Annotated in this window: 20 protein-coding genes; 8 read left to right on the forward strand and 12 right to left on the reverse strand. The window is 65.0% G+C overall.

Annotated features, from left to right (window positions below):
- Window positions 1-38: 38 nt before the first annotated feature.
- The 9 genes from BLU62_RS04580 to BLU62_RS04620 all read right to left on the reverse strand — a co-directional run bounded on the left by BLU62_RS04580 (window position 39) and on the right by BLU62_RS04620 (window position 7,291).
- Window positions 39-941, reverse strand: coding sequence for a DUF8175 domain-containg protein (locus BLU62_RS04580; protein ID WP_011161189.1), 903 nt, complete (start codon window positions 939-941; stop codon window positions 39-41).
- A gap of 4 nt (window positions 942-945) precedes the next feature.
- Window positions 946-1,548, reverse strand: coding sequence for a DUF8175 domain-containg protein (locus BLU62_RS04585; RefSeq protein WP_139179996.1), 603 nt, complete (start codon window positions 1,546-1,548; stop codon window positions 946-948).
- Between the two features lie 29 nt (window positions 1,549-1,577).
- A complete protein-coding gene (locus BLU62_RS04590; RefSeq protein ID WP_011161191.1) occupies window positions 1,578-1,847 on the reverse strand; it encodes a hypothetical protein in 270 nt (89 codons plus the stop codon).
- Between the two features lie 25 nt (window positions 1,848-1,872).
- On the reverse strand, window positions 1,873-2,163 hold the full coding sequence (locus BLU62_RS04595; protein WP_011161192.1) for a hypothetical protein: 291 nt from the start codon (window positions 2,161-2,163) through the stop codon (window positions 1,873-1,875).
- A 46-nt stretch (window positions 2,164-2,209) separates the two neighbouring features.
- Window positions 2,210-2,842 carry a hypothetical protein gene (locus tag BLU62_RS04600; protein ID WP_011161193.1) on the reverse strand — a complete coding sequence of 211 codons (633 nt, stop codon included), beginning with the start codon at window positions 2,840-2,842 and terminating at the stop codon, window positions 2,210-2,212.
- Window positions 2,843-2,847: 5 nt separating this feature from the next.
- Window positions 2,848-4,215: a hypothetical protein gene (locus tag BLU62_RS04605; protein ID WP_074848384.1), complete on the reverse strand. Its 1,368-nt coding sequence runs from the start codon at window positions 4,213-4,215 to the stop codon at window positions 2,848-2,850.
- Between the two features lie 17 nt (window positions 4,216-4,232).
- Window positions 4,233-5,069: a DUF8176 domain-containing protein gene (locus BLU62_RS04610; RefSeq protein ID WP_011161195.1), complete on the reverse strand. Its 837-nt coding sequence runs from the start codon at window positions 5,067-5,069 to the stop codon at window positions 4,233-4,235.
- Entirely contained in the window at window positions 5,066-5,485 is a 420-nt protein-coding gene (locus BLU62_RS04615) for a hypothetical protein (protein ID WP_074848386.1), read from the reverse strand. Before BLU62_RS04615 ends, BLU62_RS04610 begins: the two co-directional genes overlap by 4 nt.
- A gap of 252 nt (window positions 5,486-5,737) precedes the next feature.
- Window positions 5,738-7,291, reverse strand: coding sequence for a cutinase family protein (locus BLU62_RS04620; RefSeq protein ID WP_244278066.1), 1,554 nt, complete (start codon window positions 7,289-7,291; stop codon window positions 5,738-5,740).
- An 826-nt stretch (window positions 7,292-8,117) separates the two neighbouring features.
- Here BLU62_RS04620 and BLU62_RS04625 point away from each other — a divergent pair.
- Both BLU62_RS04625 and BLU62_RS04630 read left to right on the forward strand, forming a co-directional pair.
- Entirely contained in the window at window positions 8,118-8,525 is a 408-nt protein-coding gene (locus tag BLU62_RS04625) for a helix-turn-helix domain-containing protein (RefSeq protein ID WP_342028580.1), read from the forward strand.
- Between the two features lie 291 nt (window positions 8,526-8,816).
- Entirely contained in the window at window positions 8,817-9,497 is a 681-nt protein-coding gene (locus BLU62_RS04630) for a helix-turn-helix domain-containing protein (protein WP_011161097.1), read from the forward strand.
- Between the two features lie 236 nt (window positions 9,498-9,733).
- On the opposite strand, the gene BLU62_RS04635 is transcribed toward BLU62_RS04630, so the two are convergent.
- A protein-coding gene (locus tag BLU62_RS04635; protein WP_099047829.1) for an IS3 family transposase occupies window positions 9,734-10,878 on the reverse strand; the annotation gives its coding sequence in 2 pieces (ribosomal slippage) (window positions 9,734-10,611 and window positions 10,611-10,878; 1,146 coding nt in all).
- Window positions 10,879-10,966: 88 nt separating this feature from the next.
- Here BLU62_RS04635 and BLU62_RS04645 point away from each other — a divergent pair.
- Window positions 10,967-11,233 (forward strand): hypothetical protein, encoded by a 267-nt coding sequence (locus BLU62_RS04645; protein ID WP_011161099.1) that lies wholly within the window; start codon window positions 10,967-10,969, stop codon window positions 11,231-11,233.
- Here BLU62_RS04645 and BLU62_RS04650 read toward each other — a convergent pair.
- Window positions 11,216-12,409 (reverse strand): DUF6545 domain-containing protein, encoded by a 1,194-nt coding sequence (locus tag BLU62_RS04650; RefSeq protein ID WP_011161100.1) that lies wholly within the window; start codon window positions 12,407-12,409, stop codon window positions 11,216-11,218. The two genes, BLU62_RS04645 and BLU62_RS04650, sit on opposite strands and share 18 nt — an antisense overlap.
- The gene (locus BLU62_RS04655) at window positions 12,406-12,936 is read right to left on the reverse strand and encodes an ImmA/IrrE family metallo-endopeptidase (RefSeq protein ID WP_011161101.1); all 531 of its coding nucleotides are present in this window, start codon (window positions 12,934-12,936) and stop codon (window positions 12,406-12,408) included. Before BLU62_RS04655 ends, BLU62_RS04650 begins: the two co-directional genes overlap by 4 nt.
- A 106-nt stretch (window positions 12,937-13,042) precedes the next feature.
- On the opposite strand from BLU62_RS04655, the gene BLU62_RS04660 reads away from it, so the two are divergent.
- The 5 genes from BLU62_RS04660 to BLU62_RS04685 all read left to right on the forward strand — a co-directional run bounded on the left by BLU62_RS04660 (window position 13,043) and on the right by BLU62_RS04685 (window position 19,067).
- The gene (locus BLU62_RS04660) at window positions 13,043-13,888 is read left to right on the forward strand and encodes an alpha/beta fold hydrolase (protein ID WP_011161102.1); all 846 of its coding nucleotides are present in this window, start codon (window positions 13,043-13,045) and stop codon (window positions 13,886-13,888) included.
- Window positions 13,889-14,378: 490 nt separating this feature from the next.
- Window positions 14,379-16,418, forward strand: a complete 2,040-nt coding sequence (locus tag BLU62_RS04670; RefSeq protein WP_011161104.1) for a hypothetical protein — start codon at window positions 14,379-14,381, stop codon at window positions 16,416-16,418.
- A gap of 438 nt (window positions 16,419-16,856) precedes the next feature.
- Window positions 16,857-17,570, forward strand: coding sequence for a ParA family protein (locus BLU62_RS04675; RefSeq protein ID WP_011161105.1), 714 nt, complete (start codon window positions 16,857-16,859; stop codon window positions 17,568-17,570).
- Window positions 17,567-18,055, forward strand: coding sequence for a hypothetical protein (locus BLU62_RS04680; protein WP_074848390.1), 489 nt, complete (start codon window positions 17,567-17,569; stop codon window positions 18,053-18,055). Before BLU62_RS04675 ends, BLU62_RS04680 begins: the two co-directional genes overlap by 4 nt.
- Window positions 18,056-18,248: 193 nt before the next feature.
- A complete protein-coding gene (locus BLU62_RS04685) occupies window positions 18,249-19,067 on the forward strand; it encodes a DUF2637 domain-containing protein (RefSeq protein ID WP_223213833.1) in 819 nt (272 codons plus the stop codon).
- The last annotated feature ends 157 nt before the right edge of the window (window positions 19,068-19,224 follow it).

The raw sequence follows: 19,224 nt of genomic DNA on the forward strand, positions 1-19,224 counted from the left end.
GGAACGCGCTTCCCGGAGGTGAGAGTCGTTGCGGTGGTTCACCATGGAGTCCACCCATCGCCGGTGGTCGAGATGAGCAGTCGGCTCGGTTCGTTGCCGGGTTCGGGGACCACCCACTTCCACTGACCGTCGCGCCAGACCATGTCGACGCCGACCGAGATGGCGGTGAACCCGTCGTCGCGGGTAAGAGGTTGGGCGAACTCGACGTGGGCGAAGTCGGTGGAGTATGTGGTGACGCGGACCGCGACCGGCACATCCCGGATCTGCGCGGGCAACTCAGGGTTTCCGGCATAGACCTGCGCGCCGTTGGTGCGCAGGTTGTCGGCCTCGGGACGGGCGGCCTCGGAGACCACGGCCGCGCGATCGAGTAGAGCGACGTTCTGGTCATCGGGTGCCCAGGTAGCGCGCTGGCCGATCTGCCAGGCCGCCAGCGCCGCGCCCTGCGGGGTGTGGGCAAATCCGGTGGGTACACCGTCGGCGCTGATCGCGGTCGGACCATCCGAGGTGGAGAACGGGATGGTCGCGCCATATACGCGCTGCCACATCAACCCCCGCGGCGGCGGGAGCACAGCCTCAGGATCATCGGTGTCGGAGGGATCGGTGGTCTGCGGGAGAACCTGGCCGAGCGGGTTGGTCGGGGTTTCCACCCGGCGGCCGCGGGTGTCGGTGGTGGGCACCCCGAACGCGTCGTCGGGCAGCCGGGTGACCGGGGTTTGCGGCGGCAGCGACGTCGGTGTGTCCGTGGCGGTGACCTGTGGCGGCGGTGCTGACGAATCGCCATCATCGCCGCGGATGGCGACCAGCACGGCCGCGCCGATGACCATGGTCAACACCAGCAGCGACAGCACCAGCGTGGTGCCCTTGTAGCCACCGGACTGGCGCAGTGAGTGCACCGCTGCCAGTCGGCCGAGGTCGTCGTCGCGAGGATCGGGGGTGCTCATGGGGTTACGCTCCTGTCAGTGCGACCATGTCGGTCGGCGTCGCCGAGATCGCATCCACCGGTGAGGCACCCGCCGCGGCGTCGGGCAGCAGCAGCCGCCAATCACCGAATGCCGGTGCCCACACGACCGTGGTGTGATTGACCGTCATCGAGCGGTCCGGCAGCCGGGTGTAGATGTCGACGGATGCCTTGTCGGGGGTGAACGCGGTCAGTTTCCAGCCCTGCACCTGCGGCGCCTGACCGGCTGGCACGCCGGACGTGGTCGACAGCTGAATGCGGTTGGTGATGAAGTCATCTCGCGCTTGTCCCGGCGCGAGGAGTTCACGAACAACCTGGGGCCACTGGTCATCGAGCGCGACCGAGAGACGCACGATGGCATTGACCGCCGCCAACCCAGCGCCCGGAGGGGTGCGGTCAAACCCTCCCGGGGCGATGACATCGGACATCTCGTGGGGGCCCTCGGCGGCTTGGGGAAGGCGCATCCCGTTGAACTGCACCCACCGCAAATCGGTGGGCGGCGCGGTCAGCGGAATCTGTTGCGGCGTCGACGGCGTGGCAGTGTCGGGCTCTGATCCGCACCCGGCCAGCAGGCCGATCACCGTGCACACCAGGCCGAGGAGGGTGATCGGTGTGGTGATCAGCCGAAAACCAGCACCGCGGCCGCGATGTTGCCGGCGATCGCGACCACCCACACCCCGAAGATGATCTTGGTGAACCACTCCCCCGCGGGGATCTGGGAGAACGGATGCTCGCGCACCTTGTCGAAGGCGATCGAGGCACCCAGAAAAACCAGGTGCAGCAGTGCGAGCATGTTGGCTACGAACACGAACCAGCCGCCGATCAGGGTGATGTTGCTCATCACCTCGGGGGGTAGTTTCGCGTAGGCCACTGTCATGGTGGTGTTCATCGCTGTAGCTTTCGGTCCGCACAGCTCACTGCCCGCCCGCGGCCTGCAGGATCGTGGCGCCCGTCGCGATCACCATCGTCCCGACGATCGCGCCGATCGCGATCTTCACGCCCTTGCTGTCGCCGCGATCGGTGATCTTGTCCCATGCGATGAAGCCGCCGCCGACGACGATCGCCACCGCGCAAGCGAAGTAGGCCAGGAAGGTGGCCCACCCGCCGAAGGTGTTGAGCCGATCAGACAGACCGGGAATCGGGATGGGGTTGAACGCCACGTAGGTGGTGGTGGCTGTGGCCGAGGCCAGCGTGGACTGGAGCATGATCTGTTCCTTCTCGTGAGGTGTGGAGGGTTGTGCAGTTGTGCCGTTACGGGGTTGTGCGGTTGTCGTTCGACATCACCGCGACCGCGGCGTCTCGCAGGCCCTGGCCGACGGCGGCAACGTCCGGGGCGACGACGGTGCGCGGATCGGCCCGCCGCGCCGCCGGCGCGGGATCGGGGCCGGTCGAGGGCAGCTCGTTGAGCGGGGTGTCGACGAGGAAGTCGTGCCAGGAGATGTGCCACACGTTCGCGAAAAGGCCCGACCCGACCAGCAATTCACGATCGCGGCGGAGCCGGGCGGTCGGCTTTCCCTTCCGCCCGGCTACCAGCACCAAACCCAGCAACTGCACATGGGCTGGCGCATTGTTCGTCGCGTACTGGCGCGCGGCCAGCGACGCCGCGGCCAGGCCGCGCGCCGATTCCCGCGCAACGAGTACCGCGAACGGTGGCTCGTCGGCCCGCCCGGGCCACAACTGGCCGGAATCGCCGACATGCTCGAGCTGGGCCGCGAGCGTGGATACACCAGCACCGCCGTGGCAGCCCACGGCCGCCACCAGATGCGCCGGTAACCGGGTCGTGCGCCGCCCCAACATCTCCGATGCGCTCGGCGGCAAAATCGACGCACCCCGAATCGCTCCGGCGTTCTGCGCCGCCGACACCGTCTCCACACTCGCGGCCATCGTTGTTATGCCCCCTTCGGCGTGAGCTGCGGGAAGGTGACCTTCAGACCCGGGACGGCCTTCTCGGCGTGCCGGGAGAGGTCGACAGCGGCGTCGGTGACGGTCGTGCGCACCTGATCGGCGGCACCGCCCAGAGCCTTGTAGGGGGCTTCGGCCTGCTCAGCGGTCCAGTTCGCGGCGTAGGTCTGTCCACCAATGGTGGTCTCGGCGTTGACATCTCCACCGACGTTGACCTGGTAATGCACCGCCGGCAGACCAGCCTTGGTCGCCTGGTCGGCAGGCAGGTGCAGCTCGAACTGGTTAGCGCCGGGGTTGGGCAGCGGAGCCGGTTGCGGGCGCGGTGGCTGCGGGGCGCGTCGGTTCGGGTCGGGCTGGCCGGGCAGTCCGGGCTGACGCGGGTTCGCACCCGGATCTCCGGCGCCCAGGGCGTGCGCGAGGAGTCCACCGGCCGTTCCGCCGGCCACACCACCGACGATCGCCGCGGGGATACCCAGGGCCGCAGCACCGATCGCCGCACCCGCGGCCGCACCGATCGCCGCACCCGGGCCGGTGTTCGCGCCGGGGAAGGGCACCACCATCGCCGAGCCGATGGCCGCGCCCACCCCGGTGCCGATCAGCGCACCACCGACACCGCCGGTCACCGCCGCAGGAACGCCCAGTGCGACCGCACCCGCGGTGCCACCGAGAGCCACACCGATGATGGTGGCCGCGGCCTGACGGGACGCTTCGTCTTCGGGCACGCCAACCGAGATGAGGCCCTGGGCGATCTTCGCTTCGCCATAGGCCGACCACTCGTTGATCGAGACCCGCTGACGGTCGGTCAGCCAGGGAGCATCCCGTTTGAGCTGGTCTTCCTCGACGAGGAAGTTGCCCACGCGCAACGTCTTCGGGGGCGGGGCGATCGGGCGGACGGGCGCGACCGGGCGAGGCAAGGTGTAGGCCCGCGGCGGTGCCGGGTTGTACACGGTGTCGTAGTTGGGCTGGTTGTACGCCTGCGGATCGGAGTAGGGCCGATACGGCGCTTCCCGGGGCGGTGCCGGAATTGCGCCCGGGCCGGGGTTGTAGTTGTAGCTCGGCGCAGTCTGCTGCGGAGGTGCGACCGGTGGGGTTGCGTCGTCGCCACCGCCGCCGACGCCGCCCTGCTCGAAGCCATCGTCGGTCTCGCCCTGGTCGACACCGCCCTGTTCGTAAGCCGCGGCCGGGCTGTCAACCAGGAGTGTGGCGCCGAAGGAACCGGAAACCATCAGTGCGGCGAGCACTGTCCCGACGAACGGGATGGCCGGTGGGGCGGTGCGGTGCCGGCGTTGTGCCCGCGACCGCCGCGGCGGGGTGTCGAACCGCGGAGACGTGACCGCTGGTGAGGTGAGGTACATGGGAGGGGGTGACCTTTCTATTTCTTGTTTCGTGTGACAGACGCGATGTAGGTGCGTTCGCCGATCTGGGTGGTGGTGATGTTCTGGACATCGGGGTCGGGGTCGCGGGTGCCGTCGGGCAGGATCAACGTGACCTCTGTGCGGTAGGTGTTGGCGCCGGTCTCGGTGATCGACAGGCAGTACCGCGCTTGGGGATTGAGCGTGTCGATGCTCGACTGCAAATCGACGGCGCTGCCGATGCCCTCAACGGTGGATGAGGCCAGTGCCCGCGCGGCCGGGCCGGAACGCCAGTGGAAGTAGGCGTAGTTGAACGCTTTGATCACGTTCGGCCCCGAGGTCAGGTCACCCGGGTCGCGGCCGGTGGTGGTGGGCCCTTCGGTGGTCGAGGGGCATTCCACTGCATCGGAGAACGGGTCCGGGGTGTTCATCGCGGCGACCGGATCGGTGATGCCGTCGCCTCCCCCGCCGCCAACGACGGCTTTGATCGAGAACACGATCACCAGCACCGCTGCGACGATCACGCCCACTGAGGCGCCCACGATCAGCAACCACCTGCGTTGCCCCCGTGCCGGTGTCGTCGGAGGTGGAGTGCTTCGAGCGACAGTCGGTGTGGGATAAACAGTCCCGACGTAAGGGTCGTCCGCGACGTCCTCAAAGTCGGCGACCTGGGGCTCCGCGTGGGCGGCGTAGCTGTAGCGGTTGTCGTCGAGGGTGTCGACGTCATCGATGGGTGCGGTGATGTCCTGCTCAGCAGGCGTCGGCTCGTCGGTCCACTCGGTGGGCTGGTCCGGGTGAGGTTCGGCGGTGTGCAGCCAGGACTGCACACTCGGATCGTTCTGCCAACCGGTACTCATCCGAACCTCACCTCGCCCCCGGGGCGGTATGCGCGGGTCCAGCGATCGCAGGCGGCGAGGTGCCAGTGCAGAGGGTGTTCATCGCCGAACACGCCGCGGCGGACCGCGGTCAGCGAGAACGGGTCGATGGTGTGCAGGGTGTTGTCGAACACGTCGCGGTAGGTGGCGCCGACCAGAAGTTCTTCCGGCAACGATCCGTTCGAACCAGCCACCAGCACAACGCTGTTCGCGTCGAGGCGGTAGCCGCGATCACCGGGCAGCACGCACCGAGCCCGTTCGTCGTACGCTTCTTTGAGACGCGTGATGTTGTGGCCGTTGCCCATCCCCCATCGAGTCGACGCGCAGCCGTTCTCATCGGTCAAAATCACCGAGATGGCCGGGTCGGTGACTGCGGTGACCAGATCGACGGGACTCAACCACGCCGGCTCACCTGCATGCGGGCTGATAGGACGATCCGAATAGTCGGGGTGGTGAGAAGCATGCCCCCGAGCGGGGGCCGGAGTGCACTGTCACTGAACATGTACTCGCTCCTTCCGGAGTGATTCGCTGAGTGCGTGAGTGGAAGAGGGAAAGGGTCTAGCTGGCGGTGGTGGTTCGACCACCACCACAAGCGCGGCACAACCCGTGCCCGCACACGCGGGAAGGGTTGGCCGAGAGGACGATCAGGCTCATTGCGACGCCCCGCTGAGGAACGGTGGCAGGCCGGAGGTGCCGCCGGGCGGTGTGGTTTGTGGGACCGGTGAGGACGCCGAAGGGGCTGTCTCGGACGGAGCCGAGGGTGACGAGGTGTCGAGCTCCCACGGATACTGCGGTTCCGACGTCGCGGCGCTCGGCGGCAACGACGTCGTGGTCAATGACGGAAGCGTCGACGAACCAGCGGACCCGTCGCCGAACAGCCACGAGAAGTCGCCGCCGCCGCCGCTGCCGCTATCGGGCGAGTTCGACGACCCGCCGTCCTTGCCGGCGATGTCGCGTGCGGCCGCCACAATCCAGTCCCCGATCAACTTCGTCGGGGGCTGGCCTGTCGGTGTCGCCGAGACCTCCGAGTACGAGGCGTGCTGCTTGGCCGCATCCCAGTACTTCAACAGCGAGGACACCTTGAACAGATCGGAGTTCGCTTGGAACTCGGACTTGAACGCGGTAAACGCCTCAGAGACAAGACGTTCCTGGGTTGCCGGTGGGACCAACGTGACCGCTGCCTGGCCCAGCTTCGCGCCCAGAATGCCGACGATGGCCAGCGGATTCGCAGCACCCGCCGTAGCGATCGCAGCGATGGTGCCGGGGGTGGCGACCGTCTGCACAACGGTCTTCACAGCGTTGAACCCGATCGTGCCCACCTTGATGACCGCCGACAGCGCGTCCTGCACACTCGGCAATGGCGTACGAGGGTCTGAGGCCACCGCCAACCGCTCCGACAAGGTCTGGCGCGGTTGGTAACTCAGGGATTCGAGGTTGTTCTCCGACGCCTGGACATCTTCATTGACCACCGGCACCGCGGTCTTCACTGCGGTCAGTGCCAGTGCTTCGGCGATCGTCGACAACGACCCGATCGGATCGTCCGGGTTGAGTTCCGACTGGCCGGCGATGTTGGTGACCAACCGCGCCAGCGGAGCATTGGCCGGGGCATCGCAGGCGAGATCGCCAGGCGTGCACGCGGACAGATAGCGCCCCGCGATGGCCTGGTATGACGTGTCCTCGACGTCGCCGACCGGGGCGATACCGCCGCCCGGCGCGTTGGTCGTCGACACCGCCACGACCTTGGATACATTCGCGCCGCTGGTCCCCGGCACCGGATCAGGAGAGGTTTGTCCCGGCTTACCGGGGAACAACGGTGCACCCTCAGGTCGGCCGGGATCGCCGAGATTGGCCAACAGAGCCAGCTTGTCGGCGCCGATCGCTGCTTTGCCACCGACGATGTCGTTCAACACGATCCGGGTGACGTGAGCGCCCTGAGAGTAACCAACCAGCCCGAACTTAGTGTCCGGGCACGCAGCCGCTTTGTCCTTGATCCAGGACAAGGTCTTGGCGACCGCGCCCTGAACGGACTGCTCGTACGGAACCTTCCCCCCAGCTACAGCACCACCGAAGCCGGCGTCGTAGGGCACATATGCGCGATCCATATCCCCGCGTGCGGCCGTGATCGCCGGATGCAGGACCTGGGACAGAAAGCCCGCGTCCTTCGATGGATCGGCGTCTGGCGAGGACTGGCCAGTGCCCTGCACCGCGTACACCATCAGACCCGGGCAACCCCCGGCTGCGCCGGCGCCGCCGACACGTTCCCGACCCCGACACTGGCCATGGCAATAACGGCCGTAGCCATCACCGCCAAGGCCGCCACCCAGGGCGAGCGTCGCGAGTCCTGTCCACCCCTCTGGACAGGACGATGCATCTCTACACTGGTCACCGGGCCACCTCCCCATCGACAGATGGGGAGCTGACCCCTCCGGCGACCACACGCGAGCCGTTCGACGGCAAATCAATCGCGCTCGTGCGTAGTCGCCAACCACCGCTCCGGAGAGGGACTGTTCGACGGCAATCTGACCGTCCCTCTCCGGAGCCCAGGACATTCACTGTCGAACGCAAGCCGACAGCGAGACGCCCAGACCAATCTGACCCACGAGGACCGGGCTCTAGAAGGTTCCTCACGCGAATTCCTTCACTCCAAGGGTTTCCTCGAAGCCGTAGGAGCAGTCACCCAGACGCGCGTTGTCAGCGCATACCCGCAGGTACACTGGGCAACGCCCGCCTCGATGCCGGCTCTTACCGCATCGAGCTGGTATTCACCCGGTCCGGACGCCGTTCGAGTCGCCAAACTTCGCAGCGTCCGGGCTGGGGTCGATCCTTCGTCCTAGGTAACTACTCCGTTCGGTCCACAACCTTTGGGAATAGTCGAGGCGTGTAGTGGTCCCTAGGTGTCTGTACTATAACACGGTCTATACTCACACCTTGTGATGATTGCCCAAGGGGTCCTGCACAGTGTCTAGGTATGAGCGCGCGAGGAATCTCTCTGTGAGCCGTCGTGTTATGCGGGGCTTCTCCCCTGGTCGGTTGAACCAGCTTCGAGTGGACCGCAACTTTTCTCTCTCGGACCTCGCGCGGCTCGCGAACATTGGAAGAAGCACACTTCACCACTGGGAGACCGGGCACGCGACGCCTCAAGTTGACCTGCTGGCCCGGGCCGCTGACACCCTGGGCGTATCGATCGGCGACCTCGTCCATATCCCCGAACATGAGCGGTTTCCAGGCGATCTGCGCATCCTGCGGGGCCTGACTCAGCCGCAACTTGGTCGTGAAGCCGAGGTCCCCACCGCCACGGTTGGAGCAATTGAGCGCGGTGAAGTGGCCCTCACTGAGGAGTACGCACAGCGTTTGGCGGCCGCTTTGGATGTTCCGATCGAGATGTACCGCGCGGCTTACGAGCGCTCGCGACGCCGGCCTCCCGGTACGCCCGCTTAGGCCAGCGCGCGTCATAAAGCTCGGATGCGGTTGCCGCTCGCCACGTTCGCCACGTTCGCCACGTTCGCCTCGTTCGACGAGCAGCGGGAGGCGCCGAGGCGAGGAAAGGTGCGCTCGATCGACAGGTACGAGTAACTTACGCATAACATCGCCGTACGTTACCTCTAGATGTGCAGATCCGCTACGCTAACCTTGACCAAAGCGTAAGAGTTTCCGGCTATGAGACGGGGTTCATTGTCAAGCGCGACCTCGTTGCGAAGACACCGCACAAAACCGAATAGGGTGCGGGGTGTGGCCAACAACCAGCGCTTCGGACGGCTCGTCGAGGCTCGGCGCCGAGAGCTCGGCATGTCTCAATCCGCCGTCCGCGAGGCTGGCGGACCAAGCAGCTTGACGGTGCGGAGGCTCGAGCACGGTGAGATAGCGCAGCCGGACTTCGTTACCTTCGGAAAGCTTGATCAAGCGCTCCAGTGGATGCCCGGCAGCGCGGGCAGGGCCTTCGAGGGCGGTGAGCCGACTCCAATCACAGGAAATGTTGGTTCCAACGCGTCTGCACGGGAAGAGCCAACCGACCCTCGACGAGCCAGGCCAGCCCAGCCGGTTACGGCCTTCGAGCACGGCGTGGTTCTGCGTACCGACGCGCTGGCCGAACTCACCCGCAACGGCCGGGCGCTCGACGCGCTACCTGTTGATCTGGCTGACGACGTCCAAGCGGGCATCTCCGAACTGCGGTACACAATCGACCGGCTCACCCGAGCTTGGATTATCCGCCTTGCCGAAAGCTTCCGTAGAGAAGGCAACCTCGCCGATCTCGTGATCGCCCTGGATGATCACCTTCGGTCGAACCCCAGTCAGGGAACCGCTGAGGATATTGACGACCTTCGGTACCTTCGGTGGCTAGCCGGCTACTACCAGACCCCCTCAGACGAAGAGCGTGAGCGGTACGAACGCCGATTTGCGCGCAGTCAGTGAAGGCAGGAAATGTGATCCCACCTCTGAGCGAGCGCATCAGCAGACTTGTCACTTTTGGGCATAGCCGGCATGAACCGGCACTCACCGACCGTCAGATAGCGGACAAGGTATCCACGGCGGTAAACGCTCCAGTGCCCGAAGACCTAATCCGCGGGCTACGAGAAGGTACAGAGAAGGTGGCAGGTCCCCGATAACCGGTCCAGTCGGTCCTAGAGCCAGTTCTTTCTTGCGGTCGGTCAGTCGATCTCGCAGCCCACGGGGTGGTGCTGGTGGGTGCATCGGGCAGCGTACTCGGCCGGGGTCTTGTAGCCCAGCGCTGAGTGGCGGTGTCGGTGGTTGTGGTCGTCTTTGAAGTCTTCGATGACCATGCGGGCCTCCAACAGGGTGGGCCAGCAGTTGCGGTTCAAACACTCGTCGCGCAACCGGTTGTTGAACGACTCGATGAACCCGTTGTTCCACGGCGTGCCAGGCGGAATGTAGGAGATCCCCACCGACCCTGCACAGAACGTCTGGAGGGCCTCAGAGATGAACTCAGGGCCGTTGTCCATGCGCAGCACCTTCGGTGGGCCACCCCAGATCGCGAAGGTCTTCTTCAACTCCTCGATCAACCGGTCGGCGGCGATCGAGCGATCCACAATGTTGAGCAGCGACATCCGGGTGTGTTCATCGACCATGGACGCGATCTTGATCTTGTGTCCGTCGACAGTGGAGTCGAACTGAAAGTCCAATGCCCACACCACTTTCGGTGCGTCCGCGGTGACAATCGGCACCGACGACTGGCCGGCCCGTTTACGCCGCGGCGCCCGGCGCACCTGCAATCCTTCTTCCTTCCACAGCCGGTGGACCTTCTTCTTGTTCACGGTGTCGCCTTCGTCGAAACGTAGCCAGGCCCACGCCCGACGGAACCCGTGGCGTGGGTTCTGACGGGCGTAGGTTCGTAGCTGCTGGCGCAGGCCAGCATCCGGGTCAGCCGGGGTGTGCGCTTGCGGCAGTTGACGATACGCTGAACGAGCAAGCCCAACAACCTTGCACGCCTTGCGTTCTGACATGTTCATCACGTCTTTGAGCATGTCGATGGCGGCGCGTTTGGCGGTTGGGCTCAGAATTTTCCCTTGGCGATCTCCCGTAGCGCGTCCTTCTCCAACTCGGCATCGGCGAGCAGCCGCTTGAGCCGGCCGTTCTGCTCACGCAGCTCCTTGAGCTCCTTGGCCGCGTCACCGTCCATGCCGCCGTACTGGCGGCGCCAGTTGTACAACGTCGCTGCCGACACCTCGAGGTCGGCGGCGATCTCCTCGCCGGTCTTGCCCTGCGCCGCCAACTCGTCAGCCCGGCGCAACTTGCGCACAATGTCCTCTGCCGAGTGGCGCTTGCGTCCTGCCATGATCCTCATCGTCCCTTCTCTGCCCTCAACAGGGCAATCAGGACTCTAAAACAGACCGGACCGGTTCACGGGGGACACGCCAAAGGCCGTGCCCACCGACTTGGTCGCTCCATTGGCTGCCGTGTTCGGCCTCTTCGACATCGCTTACCTTGCCCCAGAACATGCCTCGCTCTCCTCCGACGAGGTCGACCGAATCCTCCTCATGCACGAGAGACTCGAACTTCTCAGTGAAGCTCGCGATCTGGGTGTTCAGCACATAGCCACACGGGACGTTGATCAGGATCCGCAGCTCATCTCTAAGCTCAAAGCCGCCCTAAACGCTATGACGAAAAAGAACTCACCCGACGCCAATTAGGCGAGTGGCAGGCCGCTGGGCGGCCCAGGCATTCGCAACGGCCTCAAGCTCTGCATCATCGGTAGCCCAACTGGGCCGCGCCGCTGATACCAGCATCCTCGATTCCGGGGAAGAGCCGCCGCCAGCGGTCGTCTGATGCTCCGCGAACTTCTGGCACGCCTCGCCTAAGACATGGGCGCGTCCGTCGGGAGTGTCCGGCCACGCGGTACCTGGCGGTAAGTACCGAGAGACCGCAAAGATGATTTCCTCCAGCTCAATACGCATCCTGAATTCGCGTTCAGCCTCACTGGGCAAGCCGTCGTCAGGTCCGAGTTCGGCGAGACGATACGCGGGCGCGACAGCGGTCAGGTCGCTCCACAAGGGCCGCAGCTGAGCCATTCGATCCGCAGGACCACGGTTCAATCCGAGCCTACGACGGATGTCCACCACCACCGCCGGGATACCGACTGGTATCCACGGCAAAAGCGTCGGATACAGCGCAAGGTCGTTGCGCACCATGGAGCGGGGCTCGGTGAGCGGACCATCGACGCCAGCACTCATTAGCCAGCCTGCTCCCATCACGAGGAGCAGATTGAAGGCGCTAAACGCAATCGCCAGGGACAGCAACGTCACCAACAGGCGGCGCGCGCTGGTCGTCGATTTCGCCATCTGCCAGAGGGTTGCAACAACCACGAGCTCAGCTGGAATGAACAGGAAGCTGTGCAGAGTGAGATAGGCCCCGGTGCGCCAGGAGCCATCCAGCTCTTCGACGGCTAGGCCGGTCTTACGGACCGGCTCGTGGATGATCAGCAGAGCGATGCAGACCACGGTGACCCCCGCGATTAAAGCCGGACGCACCCACTTTCGGACGTCGCCGGTCCGTGATCGCCAGCACAGGCCAAGAAGAAGAAGCGCAGCAGCCGAACACACCTGGAGCATCGCTCCGATGAGCCGGACATCGCCCAGCGTTATGTGCAGATGGGCAATGACCCAATCGTGGACAACTCCGATCCGAAGGGCGGCGTAGACACCAATGAACAGCGCATACCAGTGTGCTGCGGTCGTCGTCGGTCGGCGGTCGCGGATGACGAGCATTCTGTACGCGATAAGTAACAGCCCGAAACCAACTCCAGTACCGACTATCTCAAGCGGGACAGCGGTCGTGGTCTGGTCAATGAGGGTCTGGCTCGGAGTCATCGCTTTACAGGCTCGAAGAACGCACTAGCGATCCGATCGAACCGACCGTCACCGCGTTGCATGCGACTGAGCACTGCCAAGCGCGTACCAACGAGTTCAGCGGCGATCTCCTCGGCCGAGTCAAACACGCTGCGGTGTAGCACGCGCTCGACCATCGCGAGGTCGAGGCCTTCGGCCAAACCCTTCATCGCCTCGGGGTTCCATGAGTCGCCGCGGTGGTCGCACAGAATGTGCCCGATCTCGTGGAAGATCTGCTGTCGCTGATGCCGTTCGCTGCGTGTGTCGTCGTAGTTAATAATGAACGCGTCTCGAGTGACCCAGAGCAATCCGCATGAACCCGGTTCGCCGGCCTCGGGAGCCTCGGTTTGCCAAGGCGACAACTTGATCTCGCGGTCGTAGCGTTCCTCTACCCAGGCGCAGAACTCATCGACCGTCCACGGTGGGATCAATGGAATCTGGGCCAGCACCTGCTCGATGTGGCCGGACGACGCGGCCGCGCCACGTCGCCGCAAAAAAGTTCCGGTCATAGCTTCATACCCCTAGACCCGCTATCGACCATTACACACAACGTCTGACAGTCTGGGGTGCGCTTGCCCCGCCAGAGGCCCCCGTTCGGAGAGGACCCAAACACCAGTGCATACCTTCACCTCGGATTCACTGACGCTACAGGTTACCGAACACGGCTCTGAGGACGGCGAGCCGATAGTGCTGCTGCACGGCTTCCCACAGGATTCGACCTCATGGACGGCTGTCGCTGAGATCCTGGCCGAAACCGGCTTCCGTGTGCTTGCCCCGAATCTGCGCGGTTATTCTCCAGGCGCCCGTCCGTCGGGCCGGGCGGCGTACGGCTCCAACCAGCTGGTGAGCGATGTCGTTGCTCTCCTCGATGCGAAAGGCCTGGATACGGCCCACGTCGTTGGTCATGACTGGGGTGGGGCGCTCCTGTGGACACTGCGCAAAACCCATCCTCACCGGATCGCCTCAGCAACTGTGATCTCCACTCCCCACCCGGCCGCCCTTGCCTGGTCATTCACGCACTCCACTCAGGCGCTGCGGAGCTGGTACATCGCTGCGATCGCGCTTCCTGCGGTTCCCGAGCTCTTCCTTCGCCATCGACTTGCCCAATTCATTGGCTCAACGGGCCTACCCGCCGACCGAGCGCAGTACTACCAGAACCGAATGCAAGAGCCAGGCGCTGCTACCGCCACGCTGAACTGGTACCGGCAGATGATGATCGAGCAGATACGTCCACCTAAGCGGCCGGTTCGGGCAGGAAAGACAGGCCCGCCCCCTACTGCTTACGTGTGGGGAAGTAGCGACGCGTTCTATACGCGCGCGGTCGCCGAACGCACGTCGCATGTAGTTCGTGATCTCACGTTCTCCCAAGAGATCGAGGGAGGGCACTGGCTGCCTGAGACTCATCCCTCCGAGCTAGCGGAGGCCATCCGTCGACAAGTCGAGTCGGCGTCTTCGAGGTAGTCCACCTCAGCAGCGAGGTTTAAGCGAGGTTTGTCGTAGGGTTAGCGATAGGTCGCACACCTACGGCGTGTCGATGACGCGATTTCTATTTCTGCGCGGAAGAATGGCCGTCATGGCCGGCCGACCGCGTAAAGACCCCTCGGGCAAGTCCTTGGTGACGTTGAGTCTGTCTCCAACGGAAGCATTGAAGACCACGATCCAGTCGGCCGCCAAGGCGCGCGGGATGCATGTTGTCGACTACCTGGGCGCCCTCGTGGCGAACGATCTAGGCCAACCCATTCCCGGCGTACCACCTTTGAAGGAGGTTCTACCGCTGCGTGATAGCGCATAACTGAAACGACGAACGCCCCCGGCGGGAACCGAGGGCGTTCGTGAAGTTTGTGAGTGTGAGCCGGGAATCTCGCACTCAATGACCCCGAAGGGACAGTCTGTGTCGGACTGGTCTCAGGGTAGCGCGTACCCTTTTGTTCGCGCTAGTTCTGATGGACGCGTGTCGGATCACGACTCGGTTACTGAGTCGCGGTGGTCCGAGGTGTACCGGTTGCTGCCCGCTCCCGGTGGCGAGGCGTTCGCATTGGCGGGCACTGCGACGGCGAACAAGGCACGCCGGGAGCGCAGTGGCACTCCGATCGAACTGATCACAGAGGCCGAGCGGGCCGGCGGCGGGAAAGCCATCTGGGCGGTTGTGGCCCCGATTCGCAGCGATTTGCTTGTGATCGACCTCGACCGCTGCGCTGAGCAGGTGTGGCCACGCCTCCGCGACGTGCTCGGCGACTACTCCGCGACTACCGCTTACCTGGCTCGCTCCGGTAGCCCGGACTCGCTGCACGTGATCCTTAAGTGCGCCTCCCCTGACTCGGATCGCGGCATCCGCGAGTTCCTCGCAGATCTGCGCCGCCACCTCAACTTGTCGGCTCGCCGCATCGACGTGCTGAGCCCAGGACATCTGCTCCGTCTGCCGGGCAGCGCCTCGCTGAAACCCGGCGGGCACCACTGCACACCGGTCAACGACGACCTCACACCCATCACCGCTGTCCGGACCGCCGAGAGGCTGCGCACCGCCTTAGGTAGCGATGAGCCCGGGCCGGTGCAGGCCGCCTTCGCCCGCCACGACGACGGGTGGTGCGTGCAGCTCGATGCCGAGGTATACCGCCCAGGACTCGAGGTAGAGGTCCACCGCCGCGACGGTCGGGTCAAGCGGGTGCGTATCGGCGCCGTCGTCGCCCATGCCGGCGACCGGGTACGCGCCGCCATCGCCGACGACCTCACCCCCCACTCCCCCACCCCGGTTCCCACGATCGCGCTGTCCGCGGCCGCGCAGATGCACGAGCTCGCCCCTGACACCGATGGTGCGGAGGAGTTGCAGTGGCAGGCACCACGAGCCTGGCGGCGGCGCACGCCCATCTCGGCGCAGCAGTGGCGCATCCTCAACGACACCGGAGGTGACGATCGCTCAGCGGCGGCGACGGCCGCGGCGTGGGTGTTGTGGGACGTCGGTTTGCGTTCGTTCGCGGCGGTGCGCTGGTTCTACGCCCACTGTCCAGCCTTTGCGAAGTTCCGCGACCGCGACGGTGACCGCCGGCGCGCCCGCTCTGCGTGTGCCGCGCACTGGCAGAGCATCACTGCGCGGGCCAGTACCCATCGGCCGCCGCTGGACCCCGCCGACCAAGCACTTGTCGACGACGCGCTGGCCGAGGTCGCCACCTGGGACGAACCTGACCTCGTTGCGGCCGCGGTCGCGGTCATCACTCACCGGTTCACCGACGGCCACGGCCTCGTCGATCGCCCGATCGCCAAACGGTGCCTCGCGACCTGGATGTCGGTGTGTGACAGCCGCGCGTACGTACACCTCCAACGCCTCCAGGAGCGTGGCCTGCTCGTTCGCACCCGTGATTGGCAGGATGGGCCAGCTAACGAGGCTGCCCTGTACGCGCTACGGGTGCCAGACACTTTTTACCGGGGAGATGGTGACCATGACGTCACAGACCACCAACGCCTCCACCCCCTGTGGGGGCAACTAGGCCACCATGCACACGCCCTGTGGTCTTCGCTGTCCACCCAAGAAAGTGCGGTCACCACCCCCGAGGTGGCGGCTAAGTCCCCCCTGCCCTCCGGCGGTACCGGATGGGGCGTCCTGGGCCTGCTCAACACCCTCGGTTCGTTGGGGCTGGTCACCCGGATCGGCACGGGGAAGGGAACCCGCTGGACAGTCACCCCCGCTCAGTCAGATCAAGGAGCTGTCGACTCCGCGGCTACCTCTAGCGGTGCGTTCGAACGAGCGAAACAACTCCGGGCGCGCATCATCGGCGAACGCAAGGCCTATCACGCCGAAGGGCCAGGTGAGAGGGCTCGCATGCGGAGCGGGCTCAAGGTTCTTCGGGACCGTCTAACCCACACCGATATTGCCGGACGGGAGCAAGGCAGCCTGTTCGTCACCGTGGCAGCCGAGACGTCTGGTGGCAGCCACTACCGGTGGGCCGGTGCGCGGCCTGGGCCGCCACCCGAGACGGCGACTCCGCCCGATAGTTAAAAACCCAGTCCCCCTCTGGGCCCTCACCTCGTCGATGCTGCTTCGTGATCGTCTCCACCTCCATCGAGAGGCAGCGCTGACGAGCGTTGTAACGCTACAACTGCGAAAAACCTAAACATTAGAGCTTGGGAACGTTAGGCGATGGAAACGTTAGACGCTGGGAACGTTGTAGGCGTGTAACGTTGTCACGTGGGAACGTTGTGTAGTTAAATACTTCCAGTGCTACGTAGCTACAGCCCTACAAAGTTGCGGCAACGTAACGAGATAACGTTTCAACATGGCAACTGCCAAACGTTGCACGGGTCAAAGGTTTCAGATTTACAACGTTGCACCGTTGTGCCGCTACAAATCTGAAACGGCAGAACGCTCCGGCGTTGAAGCGCCGGGATAAGTTTCGAGCATTGTGCAGTCACAACGTTTCAACGATGGAGGATCGCAATGGCAAAGATCGTCGTGCACCACTCCCGGAAAGGCGGGGTGGGGAAGAGCACGGGAGCCTACGAGCTCGCTCACCTACTCGATGCGGTCCTAGTCGACTTCGAGCATGACGGTGGGGGAGTGACCGGCAAGTGGGGGTATCGGCCGTTGGACCGGCTCCGCATCCCCATTCTCGATGCACTCCAAAGCGGCCGCACCCCGCGTCCGTTGAAGGGCCACGGCAAACCACGTCTCGTTCCCGGCCACCCCGACCTCTACGACCAGATGCCGCAGCACGACGTCGTGGCCGACGCCCTTGAACGATGGGCGGGGGAGTGGGACACCGAATGGGTCATCGTCGACACCCACCCCGGGATCTCCCCAGCTGCGGCTGGCGCCCTCAGCGTCGCTCACGCCGTCATCGTGCCAACTCCACTTCGAAACCTGGACCTGACGGCCACGGAGGAACTGATCAACGACATGCCGGACTATCCGCTCATCATCTCGCCCACGATGATCCCGCCTGTTCCGCCTGAGGCGGAACTCAGAAGGCTCGCGAGGGCCGTCGAAGGCACCCCGGTCCAGGTTGGCCCCCCGATTCCACGAGCAGTTGCGGTGGAACGACGGACAAAGAGGATCGCCATCACTTCAGAGAACCCGCCGGCAAAGGCGCTGCAGCCTGTCGCCGAGGCATACGAAAAGACCGCGAAGTTCGTCCAGGAGTACGTCCGATGAGTGGACTCGATGACATGGCCCAGGCCCGACAGAAGCGCGCGAGGGCACGTTCAATGCCACCACCGCGGCACACAGCCCCCGCTGTCTCTGCCGCACCGGCTACGGCGCCGGAGCCCGCACCCGAGCAGCCTGACACCGCAGCCAACGCCCCAGCGGCCGTGCAGGCCTCTTCGCCTACCAAGAAGAAGCAGCCTGCGACTCCCGCATCCGCACCGAGCACGGCGAGTGCGGCGACCGCGGCGAGTACGACGGGACGCACTGTCGGCCCGAGCACGATCTACTTCGATGAGCCGACCGACGACTGGCTGGAAGAGGTGAGCATTGCCGGCCGCCGCACCAAGCCCCGAATCGACTCTCGCAGCGCTATCGCACGATATGCCGTCCGCAAGCTCATGAACGAGATGACACCGGAGCAGGTCATCGAGGCAATCCGCGCCGAGAGTGCCGCAACCGCACACGCGAAGCCAGGCCGACCGCGCCACTGACGTTGTAACGGCACAACTGCACAACGTTTGATCCTTGGCGGGCCTGCCGCCTGACTGGGTGAGTTAAAGAGGTCCTGGTGGTGATTGGAGCACCACCAGGACCGGCGACCAACAGAAATGGAGCTGTTGATCTATGTCCGACCCTACTTCGCGCGCGCCCCAGCGAGGCAGCAGTGCCACCAGTACCGCGAGCGTGGCCACAGCAGTTGTTCTCAGCCTCATCGTGGTTGGCGCCTCGTTCACGCTGAGCTTCAACGCACTAGCCGACCTCGGGCGAAGGTCAGGCGCAATTCCCGACTCGCTGACAGCGTTGCTGCCAGTCGTCATCGACGTCTTCATCCTGCAAGCCACCTGGTGCGTCTATGTCGCCACCCGGCGTCGCGACGATGCCGGCAAGCGCTACCACTTTTCGATGCTGGCCATCTTCAGCACGGTCAGCGTTGCCGGTAACGCGGGCCACGCGTACCTCGCCGCCGGCGACCAGGGCGTCGCACACGGACTCATGGCGGTGGCCATCGCCATGGTCGCACCGTTGGCTCTTTTGGCGAGCATCCACGGACTCGTGATGCACGTCTGGGCCGGTGGGGGAGAACCGATGCCATCGCGAACCGACCACGCTCACGAACCAGGCGAAGTTCAGCTCGAATCCTCGGACCGTGCACACGCCGATCCCTCCGCTGGTGCATCCCATGCACAACCCCAGGTCAGCCGGGCAAGCGTGGACGAAACGGACGCCTCGGACCAGTCATACACGCTCCCGATTGACATGGACGTGCACGTCACCGGTGACGACCTCCAACTCGCCCGTCTCGTCCGCAGCAGGGGTCGGGTCCAGAGCGACGAGGCCACTGTTGCGCGCGTGCTCGTCCGCGAACGAAACGGCGCTTCGCGCGAGGAGACGGCCAGGATCGTCGGCGTGCACAGGACCACGATCAGTCGTTGGATTGATATCGCGGACGAGTGCCGATCCGCTCATCCGGTGCACACCCAGTCGCTCCAGGACGTCGTATGACGCGCACCCTCATGTGCATGTACGCAGCGCCGGAGCGCGGCGCGTGAGCAGAAACGGGGGAGTTCCATGCGCTCTCGGTGGGAGGTCAAGCCACAAAGGGGCGCGGACCCCGGCTCGTGCTGCGGCTTCCCTCCGCGTTCCTAACCGGACGTCCGCG

Source organism: Gordonia westfalica (genome assembly GCF_900105725.1).
GTDB lineage: Bacteria > Actinomycetota > Actinomycetes > Mycobacteriales > Mycobacteriaceae > Gordonia > Gordonia westfalica.